Genomic DNA, 22,748 nt, shown 5'->3' on the forward strand with positions numbered 1-22,748 from the left:
CCCGCCATGATGATCAGCCCCCCATCCGAACCCCAGGACAGCCCGCAGGCTGACGCGACGGGCGGGCGTGCGTATTTCCTGCAGGTGTTTTTGTCCCAGCGTTCGCAGATGGAGGCCCTGGTGAGCCGACGCGTGGGCTGCCGCGCCACGGCGGCCGACCTGGTGCAGGACCTGTTCCTGCGCTTCTGGCGCCGGCCGCTGGTGCAGGTCGAAGAGCTCAGCACCTATCTGCTGCGCTGCGCCGGCAATATCGCCATCGACCACCTGCGCAGCGAAGGCGCGCGGGCGCGCAGCAGTGAAGGCTGGTTGCCCGAGCAGCAGGACAACCAGGGCTGCGAACCCCAGGCCGCACTGGAGGCAGGCAACGATTTGCGCCATGTCGAAGCCGCCTTGCGCAGCCTGCCCGAGCGCACACGCCAGATTTTCCTGCTCAACCGTATCCACGGCCGCAAGTACGCGCAAATCGCCAAGGCCATGGGGCTGTCCCAAAGCGCCGTGGAAAAACATATGATGCGTGCCCTCGAAGCCTGCAAGGCCAGCCTTCGTGAGCCATCGCCCCCACGCACGCCAGGGAAAGCACCGTGAACGTCACTCCCACGCCCGATCAGGAACACGCCGCGCTGGCCTGGTTGAGCCTGCTGCACGACCAGCCCAGCAGCGGCGACCAGGCCACGTTCAGCCGTTGGCTGCGTGCCGATCCCGCCCATGCCGAGGCATATGCCCAGGCTCAGGTGTTGTGGGAATTGAGCGAGCAACCCGCGCGTAGGCTGGCGGACGAAGAAGCCCTGGCGCTGCAGGGCTACCTCAATGCGATGAATACGTCCAAGCGCTCGCGTGCAGTGCGCGGGGCCGGTGCTTTGGCCATGGCGGCGTGCCTGCTGCTGATGGTGTCGATGGGTGCCGGTTGGCAGCCGTCGCGCTGGGTCGATGACTTGGGCGCCGATTACGTCACGGCGCCGGGGGAATTGAAGACTGTCACCCTGGCCGACCAGTCCCAGGTCACCCTCGACGCCGATAGCGCGATTGCCGTGGATTTCAGCCATGGCGAGCGGCACATCCAACTGCGCCGTGGCGCCGGTTTTTTCAGCGTGAACCACACCGGCGAGTCCTTTGTAGTGGAGGCGGGCGGTGGGCAAGCACGGGTGTTGGGGACGCAGTTCGAGGTGCGCCTGCAGCCGGTGGGGGCCGAGGTCACAGTGCTGTCGGGGCGAGTGGGCGTGACGCCGTCGAAGCAGGCCCGGCAGCAAATCCTCACGGCAGGCCAGCAAGTGGCCTACGCCGAGGGTATGGCTGGGCCACTGCAGGCGGTGGACAGCCAATCGCGCCTGGCCTGGCGCGATGGCTGGCTCAACTATTACAAGGCGCCGTTGGCCGATGTGATCAAGGATTTGGCTCGCTACTACCCTGGCCGCATCCTGCTGCTCAACGAAGAGATGGGCGCCAGGCGCGTCAGCGGCAGTTTCCCGAGCAAAGACCCGCAAGCGGTGTTGAACGCGTTGCAGGCGGTGCTGGGGTTTGAGCAGCACAAGCTGCTGGGGCGGATGATCGTGGTGCGCTGACTACTTCAGCGCCGCCATGATCGCATCCGGGTTGTAGTCGCGAATCAGCGTCCCGTTCACGTCCACAAACGGAATCCCGCCGCCGCCCAGCGCCTCATATGTCTTGCGCGCTTGGGCGTCCTTCTCGATATCGAACGCCTGGTAGGGAATGCCTTTGTGGTCCAGAAAGCGGCGGATCTGCTTGCAGTAGCCGCACCACTCGGTGGCGTAGAGCACCACGCGCGCCGAGGTGCGTACCGGCTCCGGCACCACCTGCGAGGGGTTGAACACCCGCTCGATCTTGCCCCAGTTCTGGATCGCCACCACGACCAACAACACCAGCAGGACTTTCTTGAGTACCCCGCCCAGCATCAGTTACGGCGCTTGAGCTGATCGGTCAATTGCGTCGGCAGGCCCTTGATGATCAAGGTGCCGGCAGCTTCGTCGTATTCGATCTTGTCGCCCAGCAGGTGTGCTTCAAAACTGATCGACAGGCCTTCGGCGCGGCCGGTGAAGCGACGGAACTGGTTGAGCGTGCGCTTATCCGCCGGGATTTCCGGCGACAGGCCGTAGTCCTTGTTGCGGATATGGTCGTAGAACGCTTTAGGCCGATCTTCATCGATCAACCCCGACAGTTCTTCCAGGCCCATGGGCTCGCCGAGCTTGGCCTGGCTGCTGGCGTAGTCCACCAGGGTCTTGGTTTTTTCGCGGGCGGATTCGTCCGGCAGGTCTTCGCTTTCAACGAAGTCACTGAAGGCCTTGAGCAGGGTGCGGGTCTCGCCGGGGCCGTCGACGCCTTCCTGGCAGCCGATAAAGTCGCGGAAGTACTCCGACACCTTCTTGCCGTTCTTGCCTTTGATAAACGAAATGTACTGCTTGGACTGCTTGTTGTTCTGCCATTCGGACACGTTGATCCGCGCGGCCAGGTGCAGTTGGCCCAGGTCAAGGTGACGGGACGGGGTCACGTCCAGCTCATCGGTCACCGCCACGCCTTCGCTGTGGTGCAGCAGGGCGATGGCCAGGTAATCGGTCATGCCTTGCTGGTAATGGGCAAACAACACGTGGCCGCCGGTGGAAAGGTTGGATTCTTCCATCAGCTTCTGCAGGTGTTCGACCGCGGTGCGGCTGAACGTGGTGAAATCCTGGCCACCGTCGAAATACTCCTTCAACCAGCCGCTGAACGGGTGCGCGCCGGACTCGGCATGAAAGAAACCCCAGGCCTTGCCTTGTTTGGCGTTGTAGCTCTCGTTGAGGTCGGCAAGCATGTTCTCGATGGCGGCCGATTCAGACAGCTCCGAATCGCGGGCGTGGAGAACTGCGGGTGTGCCGTCGGGTTTTTTGTCGATCAGGTGGACGATGCAATGACGGATCGGCATGGGCTTCTCGGCTGGTTGAAGGGGAGCGGTTGGCCTCCCCGAAAAGTCGACAAGTGTACCGCACCCATTGGCCAAGACACCCCTCGAAGGCGGTTTTGGCCTTCCTCTGACGAGGCATATGCCTTTTTTTCACGGTTTAGAGCGATAAAGCTGACCAAATGGGTAGGTAGAGGCGGATATTTCCCCGTCTCTGTGCTAGTTTTGCCCCGTCTTACGCCGCGTCTCGGCGTTAAGCGTGCATTCAGCATCTGTCAGGTCGAACCAATCCCCGTTTCAAGCATCTATAACCCCGATCTCCGAGGTTATAGCCAGGGGTGCCAGACCTAGACGGTCGGGCTCGATGGCTGACACTGCACTCTGCAATCCATATGAATTTGATAGGGAAGGAACACCACAATGGCTATTACTAAAGACCAACTGATCGCTGACCTGGCTGAAGCAGTAGACGCACCGAAAACCACCGTGCGCGCTCTGCTGGACCAACTGAGCCAAGTTGTTGCTGATCAGCTGGAAAACGGCGGCGAAATCACTCTGCCAGGTATCGGCAAACTGAAAGTGACCGAGCGTCCTGCCCGTACTGGCCGTAACCCTTCGACTGGCGCTGCCATCGAAATCGCTGCCAAGAAAGTTATCAAGCTGGTTGTGGCCAAAGGCCTGACCGACGCTGTTAACAAGTAAGACGCAGCAAAAAAAACCGTGCTCCGGAGTCATTCGGGCACGGTTTTTTGTTGCCTGCGATTCGGTGTTATCGCACCCAGCGCTGGCGCCAGATCTGCTGTTCGTTCTTGGTCTGGAAGGTCCAGGCGACGAAACGGCTTTGCTTCTGGCCCTGGGACATTTCGACGACCTGGCTTTCCAGCACGCCGGCTTTTTTCAGGGCGGTCTCGATCGCGGGCAAGTTCGACGCTTTTGACACCAGGGTGCTGAACCACAGCACCTTGTGGGCAAAATGCGCGCTCTCGGCGATCAACTGCGTCACAAAGCGCGCTTCGCCACCTTCACACCACAGCTCGGCCGATTGGCCACCGAAGTTCAGCACCGGCAACTTGCGTTTCGGGTCGGCCTTGCCCAGGGCGCGCCACTTGCGTTCGCTACCCTTGGTGGCTTCGTCCATGGACGCGTGGAACGGCGGGTTGCACATGGTCAGGTCGAAGCGCTCGGCCGGCTCCAGCAGACCCAACAGGATGTGCTTGGGGTTGGGCTGCTGGCGCAGCTGGATGACCTTGCTCAGGTCGTTGGACTGCACGATGGCCTTGGCGGCGGCTACGGCGATAGGGTCGACTTCCGAACCGAGGAAATTCCAGCGGTATTCCATGTAGCCGATCAGCGGATAGACGCAGTTGGCGCCCATGCCGATGTCCAGCACCTTGACGATTGAACCCCGCGGGATCTTGCCGTCATTGGTGCTTGCCAGCAGGTCGGCGAGGAAATGCACGTAGTCGGCACGCCCGGGCACTGGCGGGCACAGGTAATCCGCCGGGATATCCCAATGCTGGATGCCATAGAACGACTTGAGCAACGCCCGGTTGAATACCCGCACCGCATCCGGGCTGGCGAAGTCGATGCTTTCCTTGCCGTAGGGGTTGAGAATCACGAACTGCGCCAGTTCCGGCGTGGTCTTGATCAGCGCCGGGAAGTCGTAACGGCCTGTGTGGCGGTTGCGCGGGTGCAGAGTGGCCTCTTTGCGCGGGACCACGGGCTTGGCCGGGGTTGCGGTTTTAGGCTTCTTGCGCGGAGGTTTGGGTGTGCTGGGGGCGGTCATGATGATTCTGGTGTTGGCTCAAAGTGGCGGGCATTGTCACACATTCCCGAGGAGAACTCGGTCAAATGTGGGAGGGGGCCCCCGATAGTGGAGGGTCAGCCAGTTTATAGGCAGCTGACATACCGGAATCGGGGGCAAGTCGAATCGTCGCACCGCCCCTCGTACATTGACTGTATTGCCAGCAAGGGATTGGGAATATCCAGGCAAAAAAAGAGACCCGAAGGTCTCTTTCTCCACGCGAATCAAGCCTTACAGGCTGGAAATCCGCGCATGTTGCTCGGCCAGCTTGCCCAAAGCCTGTTCGGCCTCGGCCAACTTGGCGCGTTCTTTCTCGATCACTTGCGCCGGCGCCTTGTCGACGAATGCCGCGTTGGACAGCTTGCCGCCCACGCGCTGCACTTCGCCTTGCAGGCGCGCAATCTCCTTGTCGAGACGGGCCAGTTCCGCGCCCTTGTCGATCAGGCCGGCCATTGGTACCAGCACTTCCATGTCGCCGACCAGTGCGGTGGCGGACAGCGGTGCTTCGGCGCCTTCGGCCAATACGGTGATCGACTCCAGCTTCGCCAGCTTCTTGAGCAGGGCGTCGTTCTCGCTGAGGCGACGCTGGTCCTCGACGCTGGCGTTCTTCACGAACACCGCCAGTGGCTTGCCTGGCCCGATGTTCATCTCGGCGCGGATGTTACGCGTGCCGAGCATCAGGGTCTTGAGCCATTCGATATCGCTTTCGGCCGCCTCATCGATACGTGCCTCGTTGGCCACCGGCCAAGGCTGCAACATGATGGTCTTGCCTTCGATACCGGCCAGCGGCGCGAGGCGCTGCCAGATTTCTTCGGTAATGAACGGCATGAACGGATGCGCCAGGCGCAGCGCCACTTCCAGTACGCGCACCAGGGTGCGACGTGTGCCGCGCTGGCGTTCGACCGGCGCGGTTTCGTCCCACAGCACCGGCTTGGACAGCTCCAGGTACCAGTCGCAATACTGGTTCCAGATGAACTCGTACAAGGCCTGGGCGGCCAGGTCGAAACGGAACTGGTCGAGCTGGCGGGTCACTTCGGCTTCGGTGCGTTGCAGCTGCGAGATGATCCAGCGGTCGGCCAGGCTCAGTTCATAGGCTTCGCCGTTCTGGCCGCAGTCTTCGCCTTTATCCAGCACATAGCGCGCAGCGTTCCAGATCTTGTTGCAGAAGTTGCGATAGCCTTCGACGCGGCCCATGTCGAACTTGATGTCGCGACCGGTGGACGCCAGTGAGCAGAAGGTGAAGCGCAGGGCGTCGGTGCCGTAGCTGGCGATGCCGTCGGCGAATTCGTCGCGGGTCTGCTTCTCGATCTTTTTCGCCAGTTTCGGCTGCATCAGGCCCGAGGTGCGTTTGTGCACCAGGGTTTCCAGGTCGATGCCGTCGATGATGTCCAATGGGTCCAGCACGTTGCCTTTGGACTTGGACATCTTCTGGCCCTGGCCATCGCGCACCAGGCCGTGCACATACACGGTCTTGAACGGTACCTGCGGGGTGCCGTCTTCGTTTTTCACCAAGTGCATGGTCAGCATGATCATCCGGGCAACCCAGAAGAAGATGATGTCGAAGCCGGTGACCAGTACGTCGGTGGAGTGGAATTTCTTGAGGAATTCAGTCTGCTGCGGCCAGCCCAGGGTCGAGAACGTCCACAGGCCCGAACTGAACCAGGTGTCCAGTACGTCGTTGTCCTGTTGCAGCGCCACGTCCGCGCCAAGGTTGTGCTTGGCACGCACTTCGGCTTCGTCGCGGCCCACGTAGACCTTGCCCGACTCGTCGTACCAGGCCGGAATGCGGTGGCCCCACCACAGTTGACGGCTGATGCACCAATCCTGGATGTCGCGCATCCACGAGAAGTACATGTTCTCGTACTGTTTAGGCACGAACTGGATACGGCCGTCTTCCACGGCGGCAATCGCAGGCTCGGCCAGCGGCTTGGTGGACACGTACCACTGGTCGGTCAGCCACGGCTCGATCACGGTGCCGGAGCGGTCGCCCTTCGGCACTTTGAGGCCGTGGTCATCGACGCTCACCAGCAAACCGGCGGCGTCGAAGGCGGCCACGATCTGCTTGCGCGCTTCAAAACGGTCGAGGCCGGCGTATTCGGCCGGGATCTGGCCGTCGATGCTCTCGTTCAGCGTACCGTCCAGGTTGAACACCTGGCAGGCCGGCAGGACGGCGGCATTTTTGTCGAAGATGTTCAGCAACGGCAGGTTGTGACGCTTGCCGACTTCGTAGTCGTTGAAATCGTGGGCCGGGGTGATTTTCACGCAGCCGGTGCCGAATTCAGGGTCGCAGTAATCGTCCGCGATAATCGGGATGCGACGGCCAACCAGCGGTAATTCGACGAACTTGCCGATCAGTGCCTGGTAACGCTCGTCGTTCGGGTTAACCGCGACGGCGGCGTCACCCAGCATGGTTTCCGGGCGGGTGGTGGCGACGATCAGGTAGTCGTTGCCTTCGGCGGTTCTGGCGCCGTCGGCCAGCGGGTACTTGAGGTTCCACAGGAAACCTTTCTCGTCGTGGTTTTCCACTTCGAGGTCGGAAATTGCCGTGTGCAACTTGGTGTCCCAGTTGACCAGGCGCTTGCCGCGGTAGATCAGGCCGTCTTCATGCAGGCGCACGAAGGCTTCTTTCACGGCTTCGGACAGGCCGTCGTCCATGGTGAAGCGCTCGCGGCTCCAGTCGACGGACGAACCCAGGCGACGGATCTGACGGCTGATATTGCCGCCGGACTGGTCTTTCCATTCCCAGACTTTTTCCAGGAATTTCTCGCGACCCAGGTCGTGACGGTTCTGGCCGGTGGCTTCGAGTTGACGCTCCACCAGCATCTGCGTGGCGATGCCGGCGTGGTCGGTGCCCGGCTGCCACAGGGTGTCGCGACCCTGCATGCGGCGGAAACGGATCAACGCATCCATGATCGCATTGTTGAAGCCATGGCCCATGTGCAGGCTGCCAGTGACGTTCGGTGGCGGGATCATGATGGTGTAGGACTCGCCCGCACCTTGCGGAGCGAAATAGTTCTCGGACTCCCAGGTGTTGTACCAGGAAGTTTCAATAGCGTGCGGCTGGTAGGTCTTATCCATGCGCGGCGGGACCCTAGTTGGCATTTATTCAGGAAAGCCGGCAAGTATAAGGGGTGAGGCAGCTGCAAGCTATAAGCTGCAAGCAGCAAGCGGGTCGCAGTGCTCTCACTTGCAGCTTATAGCTAGTTACTTGTGGCTGCGGCGATCAGACGCTCCATCCGCGCATCCATCCGGCGCTTGATTTCGGTTTCGATATGCGGGGCAAAGTCGTCGATCACGTCTTGCATGATCAGTTGTGCGGCGGCGCGCAGTTCGTTGTCCAGGTGCAGCAGCAGGGCGTCCTGGGTTTTCTCGGCGGCGGCGGCAACGGGGGGCGCTTCTACGGCGGGCGGCTCGACCGGTGCGGGGGCTGGCTTGCCGCCTACCATGTCGAACAACAGCGGAATCTGTACCTCGCCATCGGCCTGTTCGGTCAACAGCGGCGGTTGCAAGTCGTCATCACCCAGCAACTTGCGGATCGACTCGAGGTCGTCCAGCAGGTGGTCATCTTTTTTTACGGGGTTGGAAGTGTCCATCGTGTGCTCAAAGTCGTTGTAGCCGGTGATCTTGCAAAGGATAGCCCTGTTCGCGGTAGAAACGGAAACTCTCCCGCGCGGCCTGACGAATAGCCGGATCTTCCACCACCACTTCCGCCACGCGGGCGAAGGCCTTGGCAAAGGGCGGTACTTTCAGGTCCAGGTTGACCAACAGGTCATGGTGGTCGCCGCAATGGTCGCCCAAACCCAGCACGATCAGGCCTTCGGGTTCGGATTCCGCGGGGCCGTGGGGCACGAAGCTTTCACCCTTGAAGCGCCACAGGCGGGCATCGAGCTCGTCGCGTTGGGTGGCATCGCTGCAATGCAGGTAGATGCGGTGGCCCATGCGCCAGGCTTTTTCGGTGAGCTTGCAGGCAAAGTCCAGGCGCGCGAGCGGGTCGGCGCTGGGCAATATATAGAAGTCGACTTGGGTCATTGCGGTTCCTGAAGTCCGGGGCGGTTATCGAAGCAACCGCCCCGGGGGCTTCATTGTCAGGCCTTGGCGCGATCCAGCAGGTACTGGGTCAGCAGTGGAACCGGACGGCCGGTGGCGCCCTTGTCCTTGCCGCCGCTGGTCCAGGCGGTGCCGGCGATGTCCAGGTGCGCCCAGTTGAAGTTCTTGGCAAAGCGCGACAGGAAGCAGGCGGCGGTGATGGTGCCGGCTTTCGGGCCGCCGATGTTGGCGATGTCGGCGAACGGGCTGTCCAGCTGTTCCTGATACTCATCGAACAGCGGCAGTTGCCAGGCGCGGTCGTCGGCGGCCTTGCCGGCGCTGAGCAGTTGCTCGATCAGTTCGTCGTTGTTGCCCAGCAGGCCTGAGGTGTGGGCACCCAAGGCAACGACGCATGCGCCGGTCAGGGTCGCGATGTCGATTACCGCCTGCGGCTTGAAGCGCTCGGCGTAGGTCAGGGCATCGCACAGCACCAGGCGGCCTTCGGCGTCGGTGTTGAGGATTTCTACGGTCTGGCCGCTCAGGGTGGTGACGATGTCGCCTGGGCGAGCAGCGCCGCCGCTCGGCATGTTCTCGGCGCAAGCCAGGATGCACACCAGGTTGATCGGCAGCTTGAGTTCCAGCACGGCACGCAGGGTGCCGAACACGCTGGCGGCGCCGCCCATGTCGTACTTCATCTCATCCATGCCCAGGCCTGGCTTGAGGCTGATGCCGCCGGTGTCGAAGGTGATGCCTTTACCCACCAGGGCGTAAGGCTTCTCGGACTTCTTGCCGCCGTTGTATTGCATCACGATCAGGCGTGGCGGCTGGTCGCTGCCCTGGCCCACGGCATAGAACGAGCCCATGCCCAGTTCCTTGATCTTTTTCTCGTCCAGGACTTCAACTTTCAGGCCCTTGAATTCTTTACCCAGTGCCTTGGCCTGTTCGCCCAGGAAAGTCGGGTGGCAGATGTTCGGCGGCAGGTTGCCCAGGTCGCGAGTGAACGACATGCCGTTGGAAATGGCGGTGGCGTGGGTCACGGCGCGCTGGACTTCAGCCTGTGCGGCCTTGATGGTCAACAGGGTGATTTTCTTCAGCGCGCGGGGTTCGGCTTTCTGGCTCTTGAACTGGTCGAAGGTATAGCCGCCATCTACCAGCGACTCGGCCAACAGGCGGGTCTTGCCGTAGCTGTCACGGCCTTTGACGACGACTTCGTCGAGGGCCAGTACCGCGTCGCTGCCGCCCAGGCCCTTGAGGGTGCTGAGGATGGCGCTGACGATCTTGCGGAACGGGCGGTCGCCCAGCTCGGCGTCCTTGCCCACGCCCACCAGCAATACGCGGTCGGCCTTGAGGTTGGGCAGGCTATGCAGCAGCAGGCTCTGGCCGACTTTGCCGGCCAGGTCGCCGCGCTTGAGCACGGCGCTGATGGCGCCGCCGCTGAGCTCGTCGACTTGCTTGGCGGCCACGCCAAGCGTGCGGCCTTCGCCGATGGCGACCACGAGGGTGGCGGTCTTCAACGTTTCGGGGCTAACGCTTTTTACAACCAATTCCATGTTCGGGTCCCTTATAAAGGTCTGTGAGCCTGGCGTGTGTCCCCAGGCTTTAAAGCGTGGCAGCCTTTGTAAACCGCCAGCGACAAAGGCCGCAGTTTGAACCTCGCCGGCGGAGCCTGACAACCCTTGGCGCAGCCTTTGTGCATACGCGTGAGGTTGCGCAGTGACAGGCGCGGTCAATCACAGGATAATGCGCCATCTTTTTAGCCGGCCCTGTGTAAAGGGGCTGACTCGGTATGCTTGCTTGTTTGGCCGCCTTAGCCTGACAACCCTGGAGTGTCTGGTTTGATTGTCTTCCGTTATCTGTCCCGCGAAGTCCTGTTGACCCTGAGTGCCGTGAGTGCGGTATTGCTGGTCATCATCATGAGTGGTCGTTTCGTCAAATACCTGGCCCAGGCCGCTTCCGGCGCCCTGGATCCGGGCTCGCTGTTCCTGATCATGGGGTTTCGCCTGCCGGGCTTTTTGCAGCTGATCCTGCCGCTGGGCCTGTTTCTCGGCATCCTGCTGGCCTACGGCCGGCTGTACCTTGAAAGTGAAATGACCGTGCTCTCGGCCACCGGCATGAGCCAGCAGCGCCTGCTGGGCATGACTATGATCCCGGCTGCCGGCGTTGCCCTGGTGATGGCCTGGTTGAGCCTGAGCCTGGCGCCCCAGGGTGCCATGCAGTTCCAATTGTTGCTGAACAAGCAGGATGCGATGACCGAGTTCGACACGCTCGAGCCGGGACGCTTCCAAGCGCTCAACGACGGTACGCGGGTGACCTACACCGAAACCATGACCGATGACCGCGCCAACCTCGGCGGTGTGTTTATTTCTCAGAAAAATCAGGGCGAGAACCAGAAAGACCGTGGTATTTCGATTCTGGTGGCCGACAGCGGGCGCCAGGAAGTGCGCCCCGATGGCAGCCGTTACCTGGTCCTGGAAAACGGCTATCGCTATGACGGCAGCCCTGGTCTGGCGGACTATCGGGCGATCAAGTACGACACCTATGGCGTAATGCTCGCACGGCCGGATATCAGTGAAGAGGTGACCGACCGCGACGCGCTGCCGACGGCGTCGCTGTTCGGCAGTCAGGAGCTGCGCTCCATCGCCGAGCTGCAATGGCGCATTTCCCTGCCGCTGCTGGTGTTCATCGTGACCTTGATGGCCGTGCCGCTGTCCCGGGTCAACCCGCGTCAGGGCCGTTTCCTCAAGCTGTTGCCGGCCATCCTGCTGTATATGACCTACCTGACATTACTGACTTATGCCCGTGGCTGGCTGGAGAACGGCAAGACCCCGCTCGTGCTCGGCTTATGGTGGGTTCACGCGATATTCCTGACAGTTGGCTTGGCTCTACTTTATTGGGAGCCGTTGCGCTTGAAGATGCAGAGTCGTCGCAGTATGAAGGAGATGGCTCGTGGTTAAGCTCGACCGCTACATCGGCAGCAGTGTACTGATCGCCATCCTGGCCGTACTTGGCATCATTATCGGCCTGGCATCGCTGTTCGCTATGGTTGATGAAATGAAAAGCATCAATGACACCTACACCGTATGGAACGTGCTGAACTACGTGCTCCTCACCGCCCCGCGACGTCTCTACGAGATGATGCCGATGGCCGCACTGATCGGCTGCCTGATCGGCCTGGGCAGCTTGGCCAGCAACAGCGAACTGACCATCATGCGTGCCGCCGGTGTGTCCATCGGCCGTATCGTCTGGGCGGTCATGAAGCCCATGCTGTTACTGATGGTCTGCAGCGTGCTGATCGGCGAATACGTGGCGCCGCCGGCCGAAGCCACAGCCCAGGCCAATCGCGCCCTGGCCCAGGGTTCGGGCGATGCGCAAAGCGCCAAGCACGGCTTGTGGCACCGCCAGGGGGATGAGTTCATCCACATCAACGCTGTTCAGCCCGGCGGACTGTTGATTGGTGTCACGCGCTACAGGTTCGACAAAGAGCGTCATATGCTGTCGTCCAGTTTCGCCAAAAGTGCGCAGTACAGTAATGAAAAATGGCAACTGACGGACATCACCACGACTTATTTCCGCAATGTCGGCCAAGGTACCCAGGCCAGCACCGAAGTGATCAACGTGCCGAGCGAAGAGTGGGGTATCTCGCTTAAGCCGGAATTGCTCAATACGGTGGTGATGATTCCCGAAAGCCTGCCGATCTCCGGCTTGTGGAGCTATATCCATTACCTCAAGGACCAGGGCCTGAACAACGGCCGCTACTGGCTGGCATTTTGGGTCAAGGTGCTGCAGCCGGTAGTGACCGCTGCGCTGGTGCTGATGGCGATCTCGTTCGTCTTCGGCCCGCTACGTTCGGTGACTCTCGGTCAGCGCGTGTTTACCGGCGTATTAGTGGGCTTTATCTTCCAGATCGCCCAGAACTTGCTCGGCCCCTTGAGCCTGGTGTTCGGTTTCTCGCCGCTGTTTGCGGTGTTGGTGCCCACCACCATCTGCGCCCTGGCCGGCTTCTGGCTGTTGCGCCGGGCCGGTTGATACCCCGCTTATGCACAAAAAATGCCCCGCTCGAATGAGTGGGGCATTTTTGTTCTGGTCAGCAAAGATGACGTCTGGCCCGAGCATCAGGTACAATTCCCGGCTATTTTTCAGCGGGCAATCTGCCTGCAGCCTTTTTGAGTGTTGATCCGTGAGTGATTTGAGTCATATCCGCAATTTCTCCATCATCGCCCACATTGACCATGGTAAGTCGACGCTGGCCGATCGATTCATCCAGATGTGCGGCGGCCTTGCCGAGCGTGAAATGGAAGCCCAGGTACTGGACTCCATGGACCTCGAACGCGAGCGCGGGATCACCATCAAGGCCCACAGCGTTACCCTGTATTACACCGCCAGAGACGGTATCAAGTATCAGCTGAATTTCATTGATACCCCCGGCCACGTCGACTTCACCTATGAAGTCAGCCGCTCCCTGGCGGCCTGCGAAGGCGCGCTGCTGGTCGTGGACGCGGGTCAGGGCGTGGAAGCCCAGTCCGTGGCCAACTGCTACACCGCGATCGAGCAGGGCCTGGAAGTCATGCCGGTGCTGAACAAGATCGACCTGCCACAGGCCGATCCGGACCGCGTCAAAGAAGAAATCGAAAAAATCATCGGCATTGACGCCACCGACGCCGTCGAGTGCAGCGCCAAGACCGGCCTGGGCGTCGACGAAGTGCTCGAACGCCTGGTCAAGACCATCCCCGCGCCCACCGGCAATATCGAAGATCCGCTGCAAGCGTTGATCATCGACTCCTGGTTCGACAACTACCTGGGCGTTGTTTCCCTGGTCCGCGTGCGCCATGGCCGTGTGAAGAAGGGCGACAAGATCCTGGTCAAATCCACCGGCAAGATCCACCTGGTGGACAGCGTCGGTGTATTCAACCCGAAACACACCGTCACCGTTGATCTGAAAGCCGGCGAAGTAGGTTTCATCATCGCCGGCATCAAGGACATTCACGGTGCCCCGGTCGGTGACACCCTGACCCTGAGCACCACCCCTGACGTCGATGTGCTGCCGGGCTTCAAGCGTATCCAGCCGCAGGTCTACGCCGGCCTGTTCCCGGTCAGCTCCGACGACTTCGAAGACTTCCGCGAAGCCCTGCAAAAGCTCACCCTCAACGATTCGTCGTTGCAGTACACCCCGGAAAGCTCCGACGCCCTGGGCTTCGGCTTCCGCTGCGGCTTCCTCGGCATGCTGCACATGGAGATCATCCAGGAGCGCCTCGAGCGCGAATACGACCTGGACCTGATCACCACCGCGCCAACCGTTATTTTCGAGCTGTTGTTGAAAAACGGTGAAACGATTTACGTCGACAACCCGTCCAAGCTTCCAGACCTGTCCTCTATTGAAGACATGCGCGAGCCGATCGTGCGGGCCAATATTCTTGTGCCGCAGGAACACCTGGGCAACGTCATTACCCTGTGTATCGAAAAGCGTGGCGTACAGCACGACATGCTGTTCCTCGGTACCCAGGTGCAAGTGACCTACGATTTGCCGATGAACGAAGTGGTCCTGGACTTCTTCGACCGTCTCAAATCCACCAGTCGCGGCTATGCTTCGCTGGATTACCATTTCGATCGTTATCAGTCGGCTAATCTGGTGAAGCTGGATGTGTTGATCAACGGCGACAAGGTCGATGCACTGGCACTGATCGTGCACAAGGACAACGCGCACTACAAAGGGCGCCAGTTGACCGAAAAGATGAAAGAACTGATTCCGCGCCAGATGTTCGACGTTGCGATCCAGGCCGCCATTGGCGGGCAGATCATTGCACGGACCTCCGTCAAGGCTCTCAGAAAGAACGTACTGGCCAAATGCTACGGCGGTGACGTAAGCCGTAAGCGCAAGCTGCTTGAGAAGCAAAAGGCCGGTAAAAAACGCATGAAGCAAGTGGGCAACGTGGAAATTCCACAAGAAGCCTTCCTTGCGGTGCTCAGGTTGGATAGTTAGGTCCTATGTCACTAAATTTCCCGCTGTTGCTGGTCATCGCCGTTGCCGTTTGCGGCCTCCTGGCGTTGCTCGATCTGGTGTTCTTCGCCCCGCGTCGGCGTTCGGCTATCGCGGCCTATCAGGGCAGCGTCAGCCAGCCCGATGCGGTGGTGGTCGAAAAGCTGAACAAAGAGCCCTTGCTGGTTGAATACGGCAAGTCGTTCTTTCCGGTGCTGTTCATCGTGCTGGTGTTGCGCTCGTTCCTGGTGGAGCCGTTTCAGATCCCTTCGGGGTCGATGAAACCCACCCTGGACGTGGGCGACTTCATCCTGGTGAACAAGTTTTCCTACGGGATTCGCCTGCCGGTGATCGACAAGAAAGTCATTGAAGTCGGCGACCCGCAGCGCGGCGATGTGATGGTGTTCCGCTACCCGGCAGACCCGAGCGTCAACTACATCAAGCGCGTGATCGGCTTGCCCGGCGATACCGTTCGCTACACCCACGACAAGCATCTGTACGTCAACGATCAACTGATCACCGACCAGATGATCGGCACCACATACGACCCGCAACTGGGTGATGTGGCGGTGTACAAGGAACAACTGGGCGCCGCTTCCGAGCACTTGGTGCACAAGGCCATGAGCCGCTCGATGCAGGGCGGCCAGTGGAAAGTCCCGGCCGGTCATTACTTCATGATGGGCGATAACCGCGACAACTCCAACGACAGCCGCTACTGGGACGATTCAACCATTCCCAAGGAGCTGCAGGGCATGGTCCCCGACGAGAATATTGTCGGCAAGGCTTTCGCGGTCTGGATGAGCTGGCCGGAACCCAAACTCAGCCACCTGCCGAACTTCTCGCGGGTCGGGTTGATCAAGTAATACAGACGGCGCTGTGAACACAGCGCCGAATGCTTTTCTGGGGTGGGGACAAATCGGTCCTGCCTCATGCAACACCCATCAGGATTTGAATTTGAACACTGCGTCAATCGTCGATGGCCGCCGGTGCCACCAACTCACTATGGATAAACCGTGACCGTTTCTCTCAGTCGTCTCGAGCGCCAGCTCGGCTACACCTTCAAGGACCAGGAATTGATGGTCCTTGCCCTCACACACCGCAGTTTTGCAGGGCGCAATAACGAGCGCCTGGAATTCCTCGGTGATGCCATCCTTAATTTTGTCGCCGGTGAGGCGCTGTTCGAGCGTTTCCCGCAGGCCCGTGAAGGCCAGTTATCGCGCCTGCGCGCGCGCCTGGTAAAAGGCGAGACCCTGGCCGTGCTGGCCCGTGGTTTTGGCCTTGGGGAGTACCTGCGCCTGGGGTCCGGTGAATTGAAAAGCGGTGGTTTCCGCCGCGAATCGATCCTGGCCGATGCCCTCGAGGCGCTGATCGGCGCGATCTACCTGGATGCCGGCATGGAAGCAGCCAAGGCGCGCGTCACCGCGTGGCTGACCTCCGAGATCGAGAGCCTCACCCTGGTCGACACCAACAAGGACCCCAAGACCCGCCTGCAGGAATTCCTGCAATCACGCGGGTGCGAACTGCCACGCTACGAAGTGGTGGATATCCAGGGTGAACCCCATTGCCGCGTGTTCTTCGTGGAATGTGAAATCACCTTACTGAATGAAAAAAGCCGAGGTCAGGGTGTGAGCCGTCGTATTGCCGAACAGGTAGCGGCCGCAGCAGCACTGATTGCCCTGGGCGTGGAGAATGGCCATGACTGATTCAACCGCAACACGCTGTGGCTATGTTGCCATCGTTGGCCGCCCCAACGTGGGCAAGTCGACGCTGCTCAACCACATCCTCGGCCAGAAGCTCGCGATCACCTCGCGCAAGCCGCAGACCACTCGCCACAACATGCTGGGCATCAAGACCGAAGGCAACGTGCAAGCGGTCTACGTCGATACCCCAGGCATGCACAAAGGCGGCGAGAAAGCTCTGAACCGCTACATGAACAAGACCGCTTCGGCGGCGTTGAAAGACGTCGACGTGGTGATCTTCGTGGTCGACCGCACCAAGTGGACCGACGAAGACCAGATGGTCCTGGAGCGTGTGCAGTATGTGACCGGTCCGTTGATCGTCGCGTTGAACAAGACCGACCGCATCGAAGACAAAGCCGAACTGATGCCGCACCTGACCTGGTTGCAGGAACAACTGCCCAACGCGCAGATCATGCCGATCTCGGCCCAGCACGGCCATAACCTCGAAGCCCTGGAGCGCGTGATCGCCGGTTACCTGCCGGAGAACGAGCACTTCTTCCCGGAAGACCAGATCACCGACCGCAGCAGCCGTTTCCTCGCCGCCGAACTGGTACGCGAGAAAATCATGCGTCAGATGGGTGCCGAGCTGCCGTACCAGATCACCGTCGAAATCGAAGAGTTCAAGCAGCAGGGCAAGACCCTGCATATCCATGCGCTGATCCTCGTTGAACGTGATGGCCAGAAAAAAATCATCATTGGCGACAAGGGCGAGCGCATCAAGCGCATCGGCACCGAAGCGCGCAAGGACATGGAGCTGCTGTTCGACTCCAAGATCATGCTCAACCTGTGGGTGAAGGTGAAGGGTGGCTGGTCCGATGATGAGCGTGCGTTACGCTCCCTTGGCTACGGCGACCTGTAAGGACACCGCAGGGCATAAAATGTGGGAGGGGGCTTGCCCCCGATAGCGGTGGGTCAGTTAATAGATAAGTGACTGAACCACCGCCATCGGGGGCAAGCCCCCTCCCACATTAGGTTTGTATTGTTTTCAAGATAGAGAACCCATGTCCCAATCCCAACCCCCCAGCCAACCCGCCTATGTCCTGCACAGTCGCGCCTACCGCGAGACCAGCGCGCTGGTGGATTTCCTCACGCCCCAAGGCCGCCTGCGTGCAGTCTTGCGCAGTGCGCGGGGCAAGGCGGGTACGTTGGCGCGGCCGTTCGTTGCATTGGATGTGGAGTTTCGCGGCAAGGGTGAGCTGAAAAACGTCGGCCGCCTGGAAAGCGTCGGCACGTCGGCCTGGCTCAACGGCGATGCGTTGTTCAGCGGCCTCTACCTCAACGAACTGCTGATTCGTCTGCTGCCCGCCGAAGACCCGCACCCGGCGGTCTTCGATCACTACGCCGCCACCTTGCTGGCCCTGGCCGAAGGCCGCCCGCTGGAGCCGCTGCTGCGGGCTTTCGAATGGCGCCTGCTCGACGACCTGGGCTATGGCTTCGAACTCGCCAACGACCTGCACGGTGAGCCCATCGCCGCCGATGGCATGTACCGCCTGCAAGTCGACGCGGGACTGGAGCGTGTGCACCTGCTGCAACCGGGCCTGTTCCAAGGCACCGAATTGCTCGCCATGAGCGAAGCGGACTGGTCGGCTCCCGGCGCGTTGTCGGCCGCCAAGCGCCTGATGCGCCAGGCCTTGGCCGTGCACCTGGGCGGACGGCCGCTGGTCAGTCGCGAGTTGTTTCGAAAGCCCTGACATCCCCGTGTATGCTGTGCACCGTTTCTTTCCCTTTTCAGGAGCGCTTCCGTGACCACCAGCAATCGCATTCTTCTTGGCGTCAACATCGACCACGTCGCTACCCTGCGTCAGGCCCGGGGCACTCGTTATCCGGACCCGGTCAAGGCGGCGTTGGATGCCGAAGAAGCGGGCGCCGACGGTATCACCGTGCACCTGCGTGAAGACCGCCGCCACATCCAGGAGCGCGATGTGCTGCTGCTCAAGGATGTGCTGCAAACCCGCATGAATTTCGAAATGGGCGTCACCGAAGAAATGATGGCGTTCGCCGAACGCATCCGCCCGGCGCACATTTGCCTGGTGCCGGAAACCCGCCAGGAACTTACCACCGAAGGTGGGCTGGATGTGGCCGGCCAGGAGGCGCGGATCAAGGCCGCCGTGGAGCGCCTGTCGAGGATCGGCAGCGAAGTGTCGCTGTTCATCGACGCCGACGAACGCCAGATCGAAGCCTCGCGCCGCGTCGGCGCGCCGGCCATCGAATTGCATACCGGCCGTTATGCCGATGCCACCACCCCCACTGAAGTGGCCGATGAACTGCAACGCATCATCGACGGCGTGAACTGTGGGCTAGGCGAAGGCCTGATCGTCAACGCCGGCCACGGCTTGCATTACCACAACGTTGAAGCCGTGGCCGCTATCAAGGGCATCAACGAGCTGAACATCGGCCATGCGCTGGTGGCGCATGCGCTGTTCGTCGGGTTCAAAGGCGCGGTGGCCGAGATGAAGGCCCTGATCCTGGCTGCCGCCAAGGCCTAAAACACAATGAGGATCGAGTGTGGGAGGGGCATTCCGGAATTCACCCATGCGGCAATGCGAAGCCTTACTGTTTAGCCGACGCAGGTGTATCGTATCCGCCCTTTGCAGGCCACTGGCCTGCCGCCGATACGTGAGGTTGTTGTGTCCCGATCCTTTTCCCGTCGACAAATCCTGGGTGGCCTTGCAGGCCTGGCCGTAGTGGGCGTCGGTGCCGGTGGCGCCTATCGCTACTGGCTGGGGAAAGTCGCCGAGGCGGAGGCGGGCCATGACTACGAGCTGATCGCCGCACCGCTGGACGTGGAGCTGGTGCCGGGCCACACCACCCAAGCCTGGGCGTTCGGCCCCTCGGCACCGGGCACCGAATTGCGTGTGCGCCAGGGCGAATGGCTGCGGGTACGCTTCATCAACCACCTGCCGGTCGCCACCACCATTCACTGGCACGGCATCCGCCTGCCACTGGAAATGGACGGTGTGCCCTACGTCTCGCAATTGCCGGTACTGCCCGGTGAGTACTTCGACTACAAATTCCGCGTGCCCGACGCCGGCAGCTACTGGTACCACCCCCATGTGAGCAGCAGCGAAGAACTCGGCCGTGGCCTGGTCGGCCCTTTGATCGTGGAAGAGCGCGAGCCCACCGGTTTCAAATACGAACGCACCTTGAGCCTGAAGAACTGGCACATCGACGAAGAGGGCGCCTTTGTCGAGTTCAGCATCCCGCGTGAAGCAGCGCGTGGCGGTACCGCCGGGCGCCTCTCGACCATTAACGGCGTGCCCCAGGCGGTCATCGACCTGCCTGCCGGGCAGATCACCCGCGTGCGCCTGCTCAACCTCGATAACACCCTGACCTACCGCATCAACATCCCCGGCGTCGAAGCGCAGATCTACGCGCTGGACGGCAACCCTATCGAGCCGCGCCCGCTGGGCAAGGAATACTGGTTGGGCCCGGGCATGCGCATTTGCCTGGCGATCAAGGCGCCGCCGGCGGGTGAAGAGCTGTCGATCCGCAACGGCCCGGTACGCCTCGGCACCTTCCGCTCAGTGGTCAACAACGATGCGCCGACCGCGTGGCCGCCGGCACTGCCGGCCAACCCGGTGGCCGAGCCGGACCTGGCCAACGCCGAGAAACTCAACTTCAATTTCGAATGGGTCGGCTCGGTGTCGGTCAACGTCGACAACGGCAAGCCGCCCAGCCTGTGGCAGATCAACGGCCAGGCCTGGGACATCACCGACAAGACCTGCGCCGACCGTCCAATTGCCAAGCTTGAGCTGGGCAAGAGCTACATTTTCGAACTCAAGAACATGACCCAGTACCAGCACCCGGTCCACTTGCACGGCATGAGCTTCAAGGTCATCGCCTCGAACCGCCACAAGGTGATCCCGTACTTCACCGACACCTACTTGCTGGGCAAGAACGAGCGCGCCCGTGTAGCGTTGGTGGCGGATAACCCAGGGGTATGGATGTTCCACTGTCACGTGATCGACCATATGGAAACCGGCCTGATGGCCGCCATCGAGGTGGCGTGATGCGCCAGATTCGTCCCACCGCGATCATCGACCGCAGCCGCGATCAGCATTTCATGCGCGAAGCCCTGGCCCTCGCCGCCCAAGGCGCCGTACTGGGTGAAGTACCGGTGGGCGCTGTGCTGGTGCAGGACGGTGAAATCATCGGTCGCGGCTTCAACTGCCCCATCAGCGGCAACGACCCCAGCGCCCATGCCGAAATGGTCGCCATCCGCGCCGCCGCGCGAGCGATCAGCAATTATCGTCTGGTGGGCAGCACGCTGTATGTGACGCTGGAACCGTGCAGCATGTGCGCCGGCCTGATCGTGCATTCGCGGATTGCGCGGGTGGTGTATGGCGCGCTGGAGCCTAAGGCGGGGATTGTGCAAAGCCAGGGGCAGTTTTTTACCCAGGGGTTTCTGAACCATCGGGTGTTGTTTGAAGGCGGGGTGTTGGCTGAGGAATGTGGGACGGTGTTGAGCGAATTCTTCAAGGCCCGCCGGGCTAAGCCCCCGCTCTAAAAAATACTGGAGATCAAATGTGGGAGGGGGCGGGCCCCTCCCAGATTTAGATCTCTGTTGTTTCAGGGAGATCGGGATTATTTCCTGGCGATGATGACGGCCCGCATCGGCGCCGGCAGCCCTTCAATCGTCTTGCTGTGATCTTCCGGATCGAGAAAATCGCTGAGCGACTGATACTTCATCCACGCCGTCCCTCGCTGCTCCTCTACCGTGGTCACGCTCACATCCACGCAGCGCACATCACTGAACCCGGCACGCCGCAGCCAGAGCATCAGCGCCGGCACCGATGGCAGGAACCACACATTACGCATCTGGGCGTAGCGGTCCTCCGGCACCAGCACCTGTTGCTGGTCGCCTTCGACCACCAAGGTTTCCAGCACCAGCTCGCCGCCCTTGACCAGAGTGTCTTTCAGCGCAAGCAAATGCTCGATCGGCGAGCGGCGGTGATAAAACACGCCCATGGAAAATACCGTGTCGAAGCCTTCCAGGTTTGCCGGCAAATCTTCGAACGGGAATGGCAAGTGCCACGCCTTGGGCTCAGACAGATAACGCTGCACCGCCTGGAACTGGCAGAAGAACAGCCAGTTGGGGTCGACGCCGATCACGCTGTCGGCGCCGGCGCCGAGCATTCGCCACATGTAGTAACCGTTGCCGCAGCCCACATCGAGGATGCGCTTGCCCGTAAGGTTCAAGTGCGGCGCTACGCGGGACCACTTCCAGTCCGAGCGCCATTCGGTGTCCACATGCACGCCGAACAGGTGGAACGGCCCCTTGCGCCAGGGGCTGAGCCCCATCAGGGCGGTGTGCATTTGTGCGCGGGTGGCGTCATCGCACTCGGTATCGAGGGTCAGGCCATTGAGCAAGTCGACGTTGCTGGGCTGAATCTTCGGCAGCGCATCCAGCGCGCTTTGCCAGCGCTCCAGGTCGCCGTGACCCTTCTCCATCTTGCTGTCGAGCTGCGCTTGCAGGCCCTGGGCCCAAACGGCCAGGGGAGTGCCGACCAAATGGCGGGCGAGGGGGGACAAATCAATCATGGCAAGGCAATCAACGAGGCAAAGTTAAGACACTGGAACCACGGCACGACTTTCGAGAACCCGGCCGCCAGCAGGCGTTCGCGATGTTCTTCGAGGCTGTCGGGCTTCATGACATTTTCGATGGCGCTGCGCTTCTGGGCGATTTCCAGTTCGCTGTAGCCGTTGGCGCGTTTGAACGCGATATGCAGATCGGTGAGCAGGGCATGTTCTTCAGCATCGTTGAAGCGCAGCTTTTCCGAGAGGATCAGCGCGCCGCCGGGCAACAGCGCTTGGCGAATGCGCCCAAGCAACGCCAGGCGTTCTTCCGGGGCGATGAATTGCAGGGTGAAATTCAGCGCCACCACCGAGGCCGGCTGGAACTGCAGTGCGAGAATATCGCCCTCGATCACCTCCACCGGCAGCAGCTCCTGGAACATCGAGTCCTGGCCATTCAGGTATTGGCGGCAACGCTCGACCATCGCCGCCGAGTTATCCACCGCGATCACCCGGCAGCCATCGGTACGCACATGCCGGCGCAACGCCTGGGTCACCGCGCCAAGGGATGAACCGAGGTCGTAGAGCACGCTATTGGGCTGGGCAAACTGCGCGGAGAGCACGCCAAGGTTTTCGACGATGGTCGGGTAACCCGGCACCGAGCGCTTGATCATGTCCGGGAACACCCGCACCACGTCCTCGTTAAAGGCGAAGTCCGGCACCTGGGGCAGGGGCTGGGCGAATAGGCGATCGGGTTCTTTGCTCACGGTTGTTCCGGCGACGATGGGGGAAAGGCCGGCA

General features: G+C 61.1%; 22 protein-coding genes. 13 read left to right on the top strand and 9 right to left on the bottom strand.

Translation table 11 applies throughout. The features are described 5' to 3' along the window. Window positions 1–6: 6 nt before the first annotated feature. Both PSH66_RS05935 and PSH66_RS05940 read left to right on the top strand, forming a co-directional pair. Entirely contained in the window at window positions 7–585 is a 579-nt protein-coding gene (locus PSH66_RS05935; protein ID WP_003171994.1) for an RNA polymerase sigma factor, read from the top strand. Next, complete coding sequence (locus tag PSH66_RS05940; protein ID WP_305428557.1) at window positions 582–1,559, top strand: FecR family protein; 978 nt, start codon at window positions 582–584, stop codon at window positions 1,557–1,559. Before PSH66_RS05935 ends, PSH66_RS05940 begins: the two co-directional genes overlap by 4 nt. Here the strand turns inward: PSH66_RS05940 and PSH66_RS05945 are convergent, their stop codons facing one another. Continuing rightward, window positions 1,560–1,910, bottom strand: a complete 351-nt coding sequence (locus PSH66_RS05945; protein ID WP_305428558.1) for a glutaredoxin family protein — start codon at window positions 1,908–1,910, stop codon at window positions 1,560–1,562. Beyond that, a complete protein-coding gene (gene yejK / locus PSH66_RS05950; RefSeq protein ID WP_003171997.1) occupies window positions 1,910–2,914 on the bottom strand; it encodes a nucleoid-associated protein YejK in 1,005 nt (334 codons plus the stop codon). The genes PSH66_RS05945 and yejK overlap by 1 nt, the downstream gene beginning before the upstream one ends. 396 nt (window positions 2,915–3,310) lie before the next feature. Between yejK and PSH66_RS05955 the strand changes: the two genes are divergently transcribed. Next, window positions 3,311–3,592, top strand: coding sequence for an HU family DNA-binding protein (locus PSH66_RS05955; protein ID WP_003171999.1), 282 nt, complete (start codon window positions 3,311–3,313; stop codon window positions 3,590–3,592). 67 nt (window positions 3,593–3,659) lie between these two features. Here PSH66_RS05955 and rlmF read toward each other — a convergent pair whose 3' ends face one another. From rlmF to PSH66_RS05980, 5 genes are all read right to left on the bottom strand, one after another. Continuing rightward, on the bottom strand, window positions 3,660–4,676 hold the full coding sequence (gene rlmF / locus PSH66_RS05960) for a 23S rRNA (adenine(1618)-N(6))-methyltransferase RlmF (RefSeq protein WP_078823375.1): 1,017 nt from the start codon (window positions 4,674–4,676) through the stop codon (window positions 3,660–3,662). 249 nt (window positions 4,677–4,925) lie between these two features. Next, window positions 4,926–7,772 carry a valine--tRNA ligase gene (locus tag PSH66_RS05965; RefSeq protein ID WP_003172002.1) on the bottom strand — a complete coding sequence of 949 codons (2,847 nt, stop codon included), beginning with the start codon at window positions 7,770–7,772 and terminating at the stop codon, window positions 4,926–4,928. A gap of 122 nt (window positions 7,773–7,894) precedes the next feature. After that, window positions 7,895–8,287, bottom strand: coding sequence for a hypothetical protein (locus PSH66_RS05970; RefSeq protein ID WP_003172003.1), 393 nt, complete (start codon window positions 8,285–8,287; stop codon window positions 7,895–7,897). Window positions 8,288–8,294: 7 nt separating this feature from the next. Beyond that, window positions 8,295–8,723 carry a DNA polymerase III subunit chi gene (locus PSH66_RS05975; protein WP_003172004.1) on the bottom strand — a complete coding sequence of 143 codons (429 nt, stop codon included), beginning with the start codon at window positions 8,721–8,723 and terminating at the stop codon, window positions 8,295–8,297. A 56-nt stretch (window positions 8,724–8,779) separates the two neighbouring features. Further along, complete coding sequence (locus PSH66_RS05980; RefSeq protein WP_305428559.1) at window positions 8,780–10,270, bottom strand: leucyl aminopeptidase; 1,491 nt, start codon at window positions 10,268–10,270, stop codon at window positions 8,780–8,782. A gap of 285 nt (window positions 10,271–10,555) precedes the next feature. Between PSH66_RS05980 and lptF the strand changes: the two genes are divergently transcribed. The 10 genes from lptF to tadA all read left to right on the top strand — a co-directional run bounded on the left by lptF (window position 10,556) and on the right by tadA (window position 20,940). After that, a complete protein-coding gene (gene lptF / locus PSH66_RS05985) occupies window positions 10,556–11,674 on the top strand; it encodes an LPS export ABC transporter permease LptF (protein ID WP_003172006.1) in 1,119 nt (372 codons plus the stop codon). After that, window positions 11,667–12,746: an LPS export ABC transporter permease LptG gene (gene lptG / locus PSH66_RS05990; RefSeq protein WP_003172007.1), complete on the top strand. Its 1,080-nt coding sequence runs from the start codon at window positions 11,667–11,669 to the stop codon at window positions 12,744–12,746. The genes lptF and lptG overlap by 8 nt, the downstream gene beginning before the upstream one ends. Before the next feature lie 151 nt (window positions 12,747–12,897). Next, window positions 12,898–14,697 (top strand): translation elongation factor 4, encoded by a 1,800-nt coding sequence (gene lepA / locus PSH66_RS05995; protein ID WP_305428560.1) that lies wholly within the window; start codon window positions 12,898–12,900, stop codon window positions 14,695–14,697. A gap of 5 nt (window positions 14,698–14,702) precedes the next feature. Next, window positions 14,703–15,557, top strand: a complete 855-nt coding sequence (gene lepB / locus PSH66_RS06000) for a signal peptidase I (RefSeq protein ID WP_003172009.1) — start codon at window positions 14,703–14,705, stop codon at window positions 15,555–15,557. Between the two features lie 150 nt (window positions 15,558–15,707). Then, window positions 15,708–16,397: a ribonuclease III gene (gene rnc, locus PSH66_RS06005; protein ID WP_003172010.1), complete on the top strand. Its 690-nt coding sequence runs from the start codon at window positions 15,708–15,710 to the stop codon at window positions 16,395–16,397. Next, a complete protein-coding gene (era, locus tag PSH66_RS06010) occupies window positions 16,390–17,292 on the top strand; it encodes a GTPase Era (RefSeq protein ID WP_005785147.1) in 903 nt (300 codons plus the stop codon). Before rnc ends, era begins: the two co-directional genes overlap by 8 nt. A gap of 142 nt (window positions 17,293–17,434) precedes the next feature. Then, on the top strand, window positions 17,435–18,124 hold the full coding sequence (recO, locus tag PSH66_RS06015; RefSeq protein ID WP_305428561.1) for a DNA repair protein RecO: 690 nt from the start codon (window positions 17,435–17,437) through the stop codon (window positions 18,122–18,124). 51 nt (window positions 18,125–18,175) lie between these two features. Next, on the top strand, window positions 18,176–18,919 hold the full coding sequence (gene pdxJ / locus PSH66_RS06020; RefSeq protein ID WP_003172014.1) for a pyridoxine 5'-phosphate synthase: 744 nt from the start codon (window positions 18,176–18,178) through the stop codon (window positions 18,917–18,919). A 141-nt stretch (window positions 18,920–19,060) separates the two neighbouring features. Continuing rightward, on the top strand, window positions 19,061–20,443 hold the full coding sequence (locus tag PSH66_RS06025) for a multicopper oxidase family protein (protein WP_003172015.1): 1,383 nt from the start codon (window positions 19,061–19,063) through the stop codon (window positions 20,441–20,443). Continuing rightward, window positions 20,443–20,940, top strand: a complete 498-nt coding sequence (tadA, locus tag PSH66_RS06030; protein WP_003172018.1) for a tRNA adenosine(34) deaminase TadA — start codon at window positions 20,443–20,445, stop codon at window positions 20,938–20,940. Before PSH66_RS06025 ends, tadA begins: the two co-directional genes overlap by 1 nt. Window positions 20,941–21,017: 77 nt before the next feature. Here the strand turns inward: tadA and cmoB are convergent, their stop codons facing one another. Together cmoB and cmoA are read right to left on the bottom strand one after the other, a co-directional pair. Continuing rightward, complete coding sequence (gene cmoB / locus PSH66_RS06035; RefSeq protein WP_003172019.1) at window positions 21,018–21,974, bottom strand: tRNA 5-methoxyuridine(34)/uridine 5-oxyacetic acid(34) synthase CmoB; 957 nt, start codon at window positions 21,972–21,974, stop codon at window positions 21,018–21,020. Then, window positions 21,971–22,714 carry a carboxy-S-adenosyl-L-methionine synthase CmoA gene (cmoA, locus tag PSH66_RS06040; RefSeq protein ID WP_305428562.1) on the bottom strand — a complete coding sequence of 248 codons (744 nt, stop codon included), beginning with the start codon at window positions 22,712–22,714 and terminating at the stop codon, window positions 21,971–21,973. Before cmoA ends, cmoB begins: the two co-directional genes overlap by 4 nt. Window positions 22,715–22,748: the final 34 nt, after the last annotated feature.

The sequence above is a fragment of the Pseudomonas sp. FP597 genome (genome assembly GCF_030687435.1).
GTDB classification, from domain to species: Bacteria; Pseudomonadota; Gammaproteobacteria; order Pseudomonadales; family Pseudomonadaceae; genus Aquipseudomonas; species Aquipseudomonas lactucae.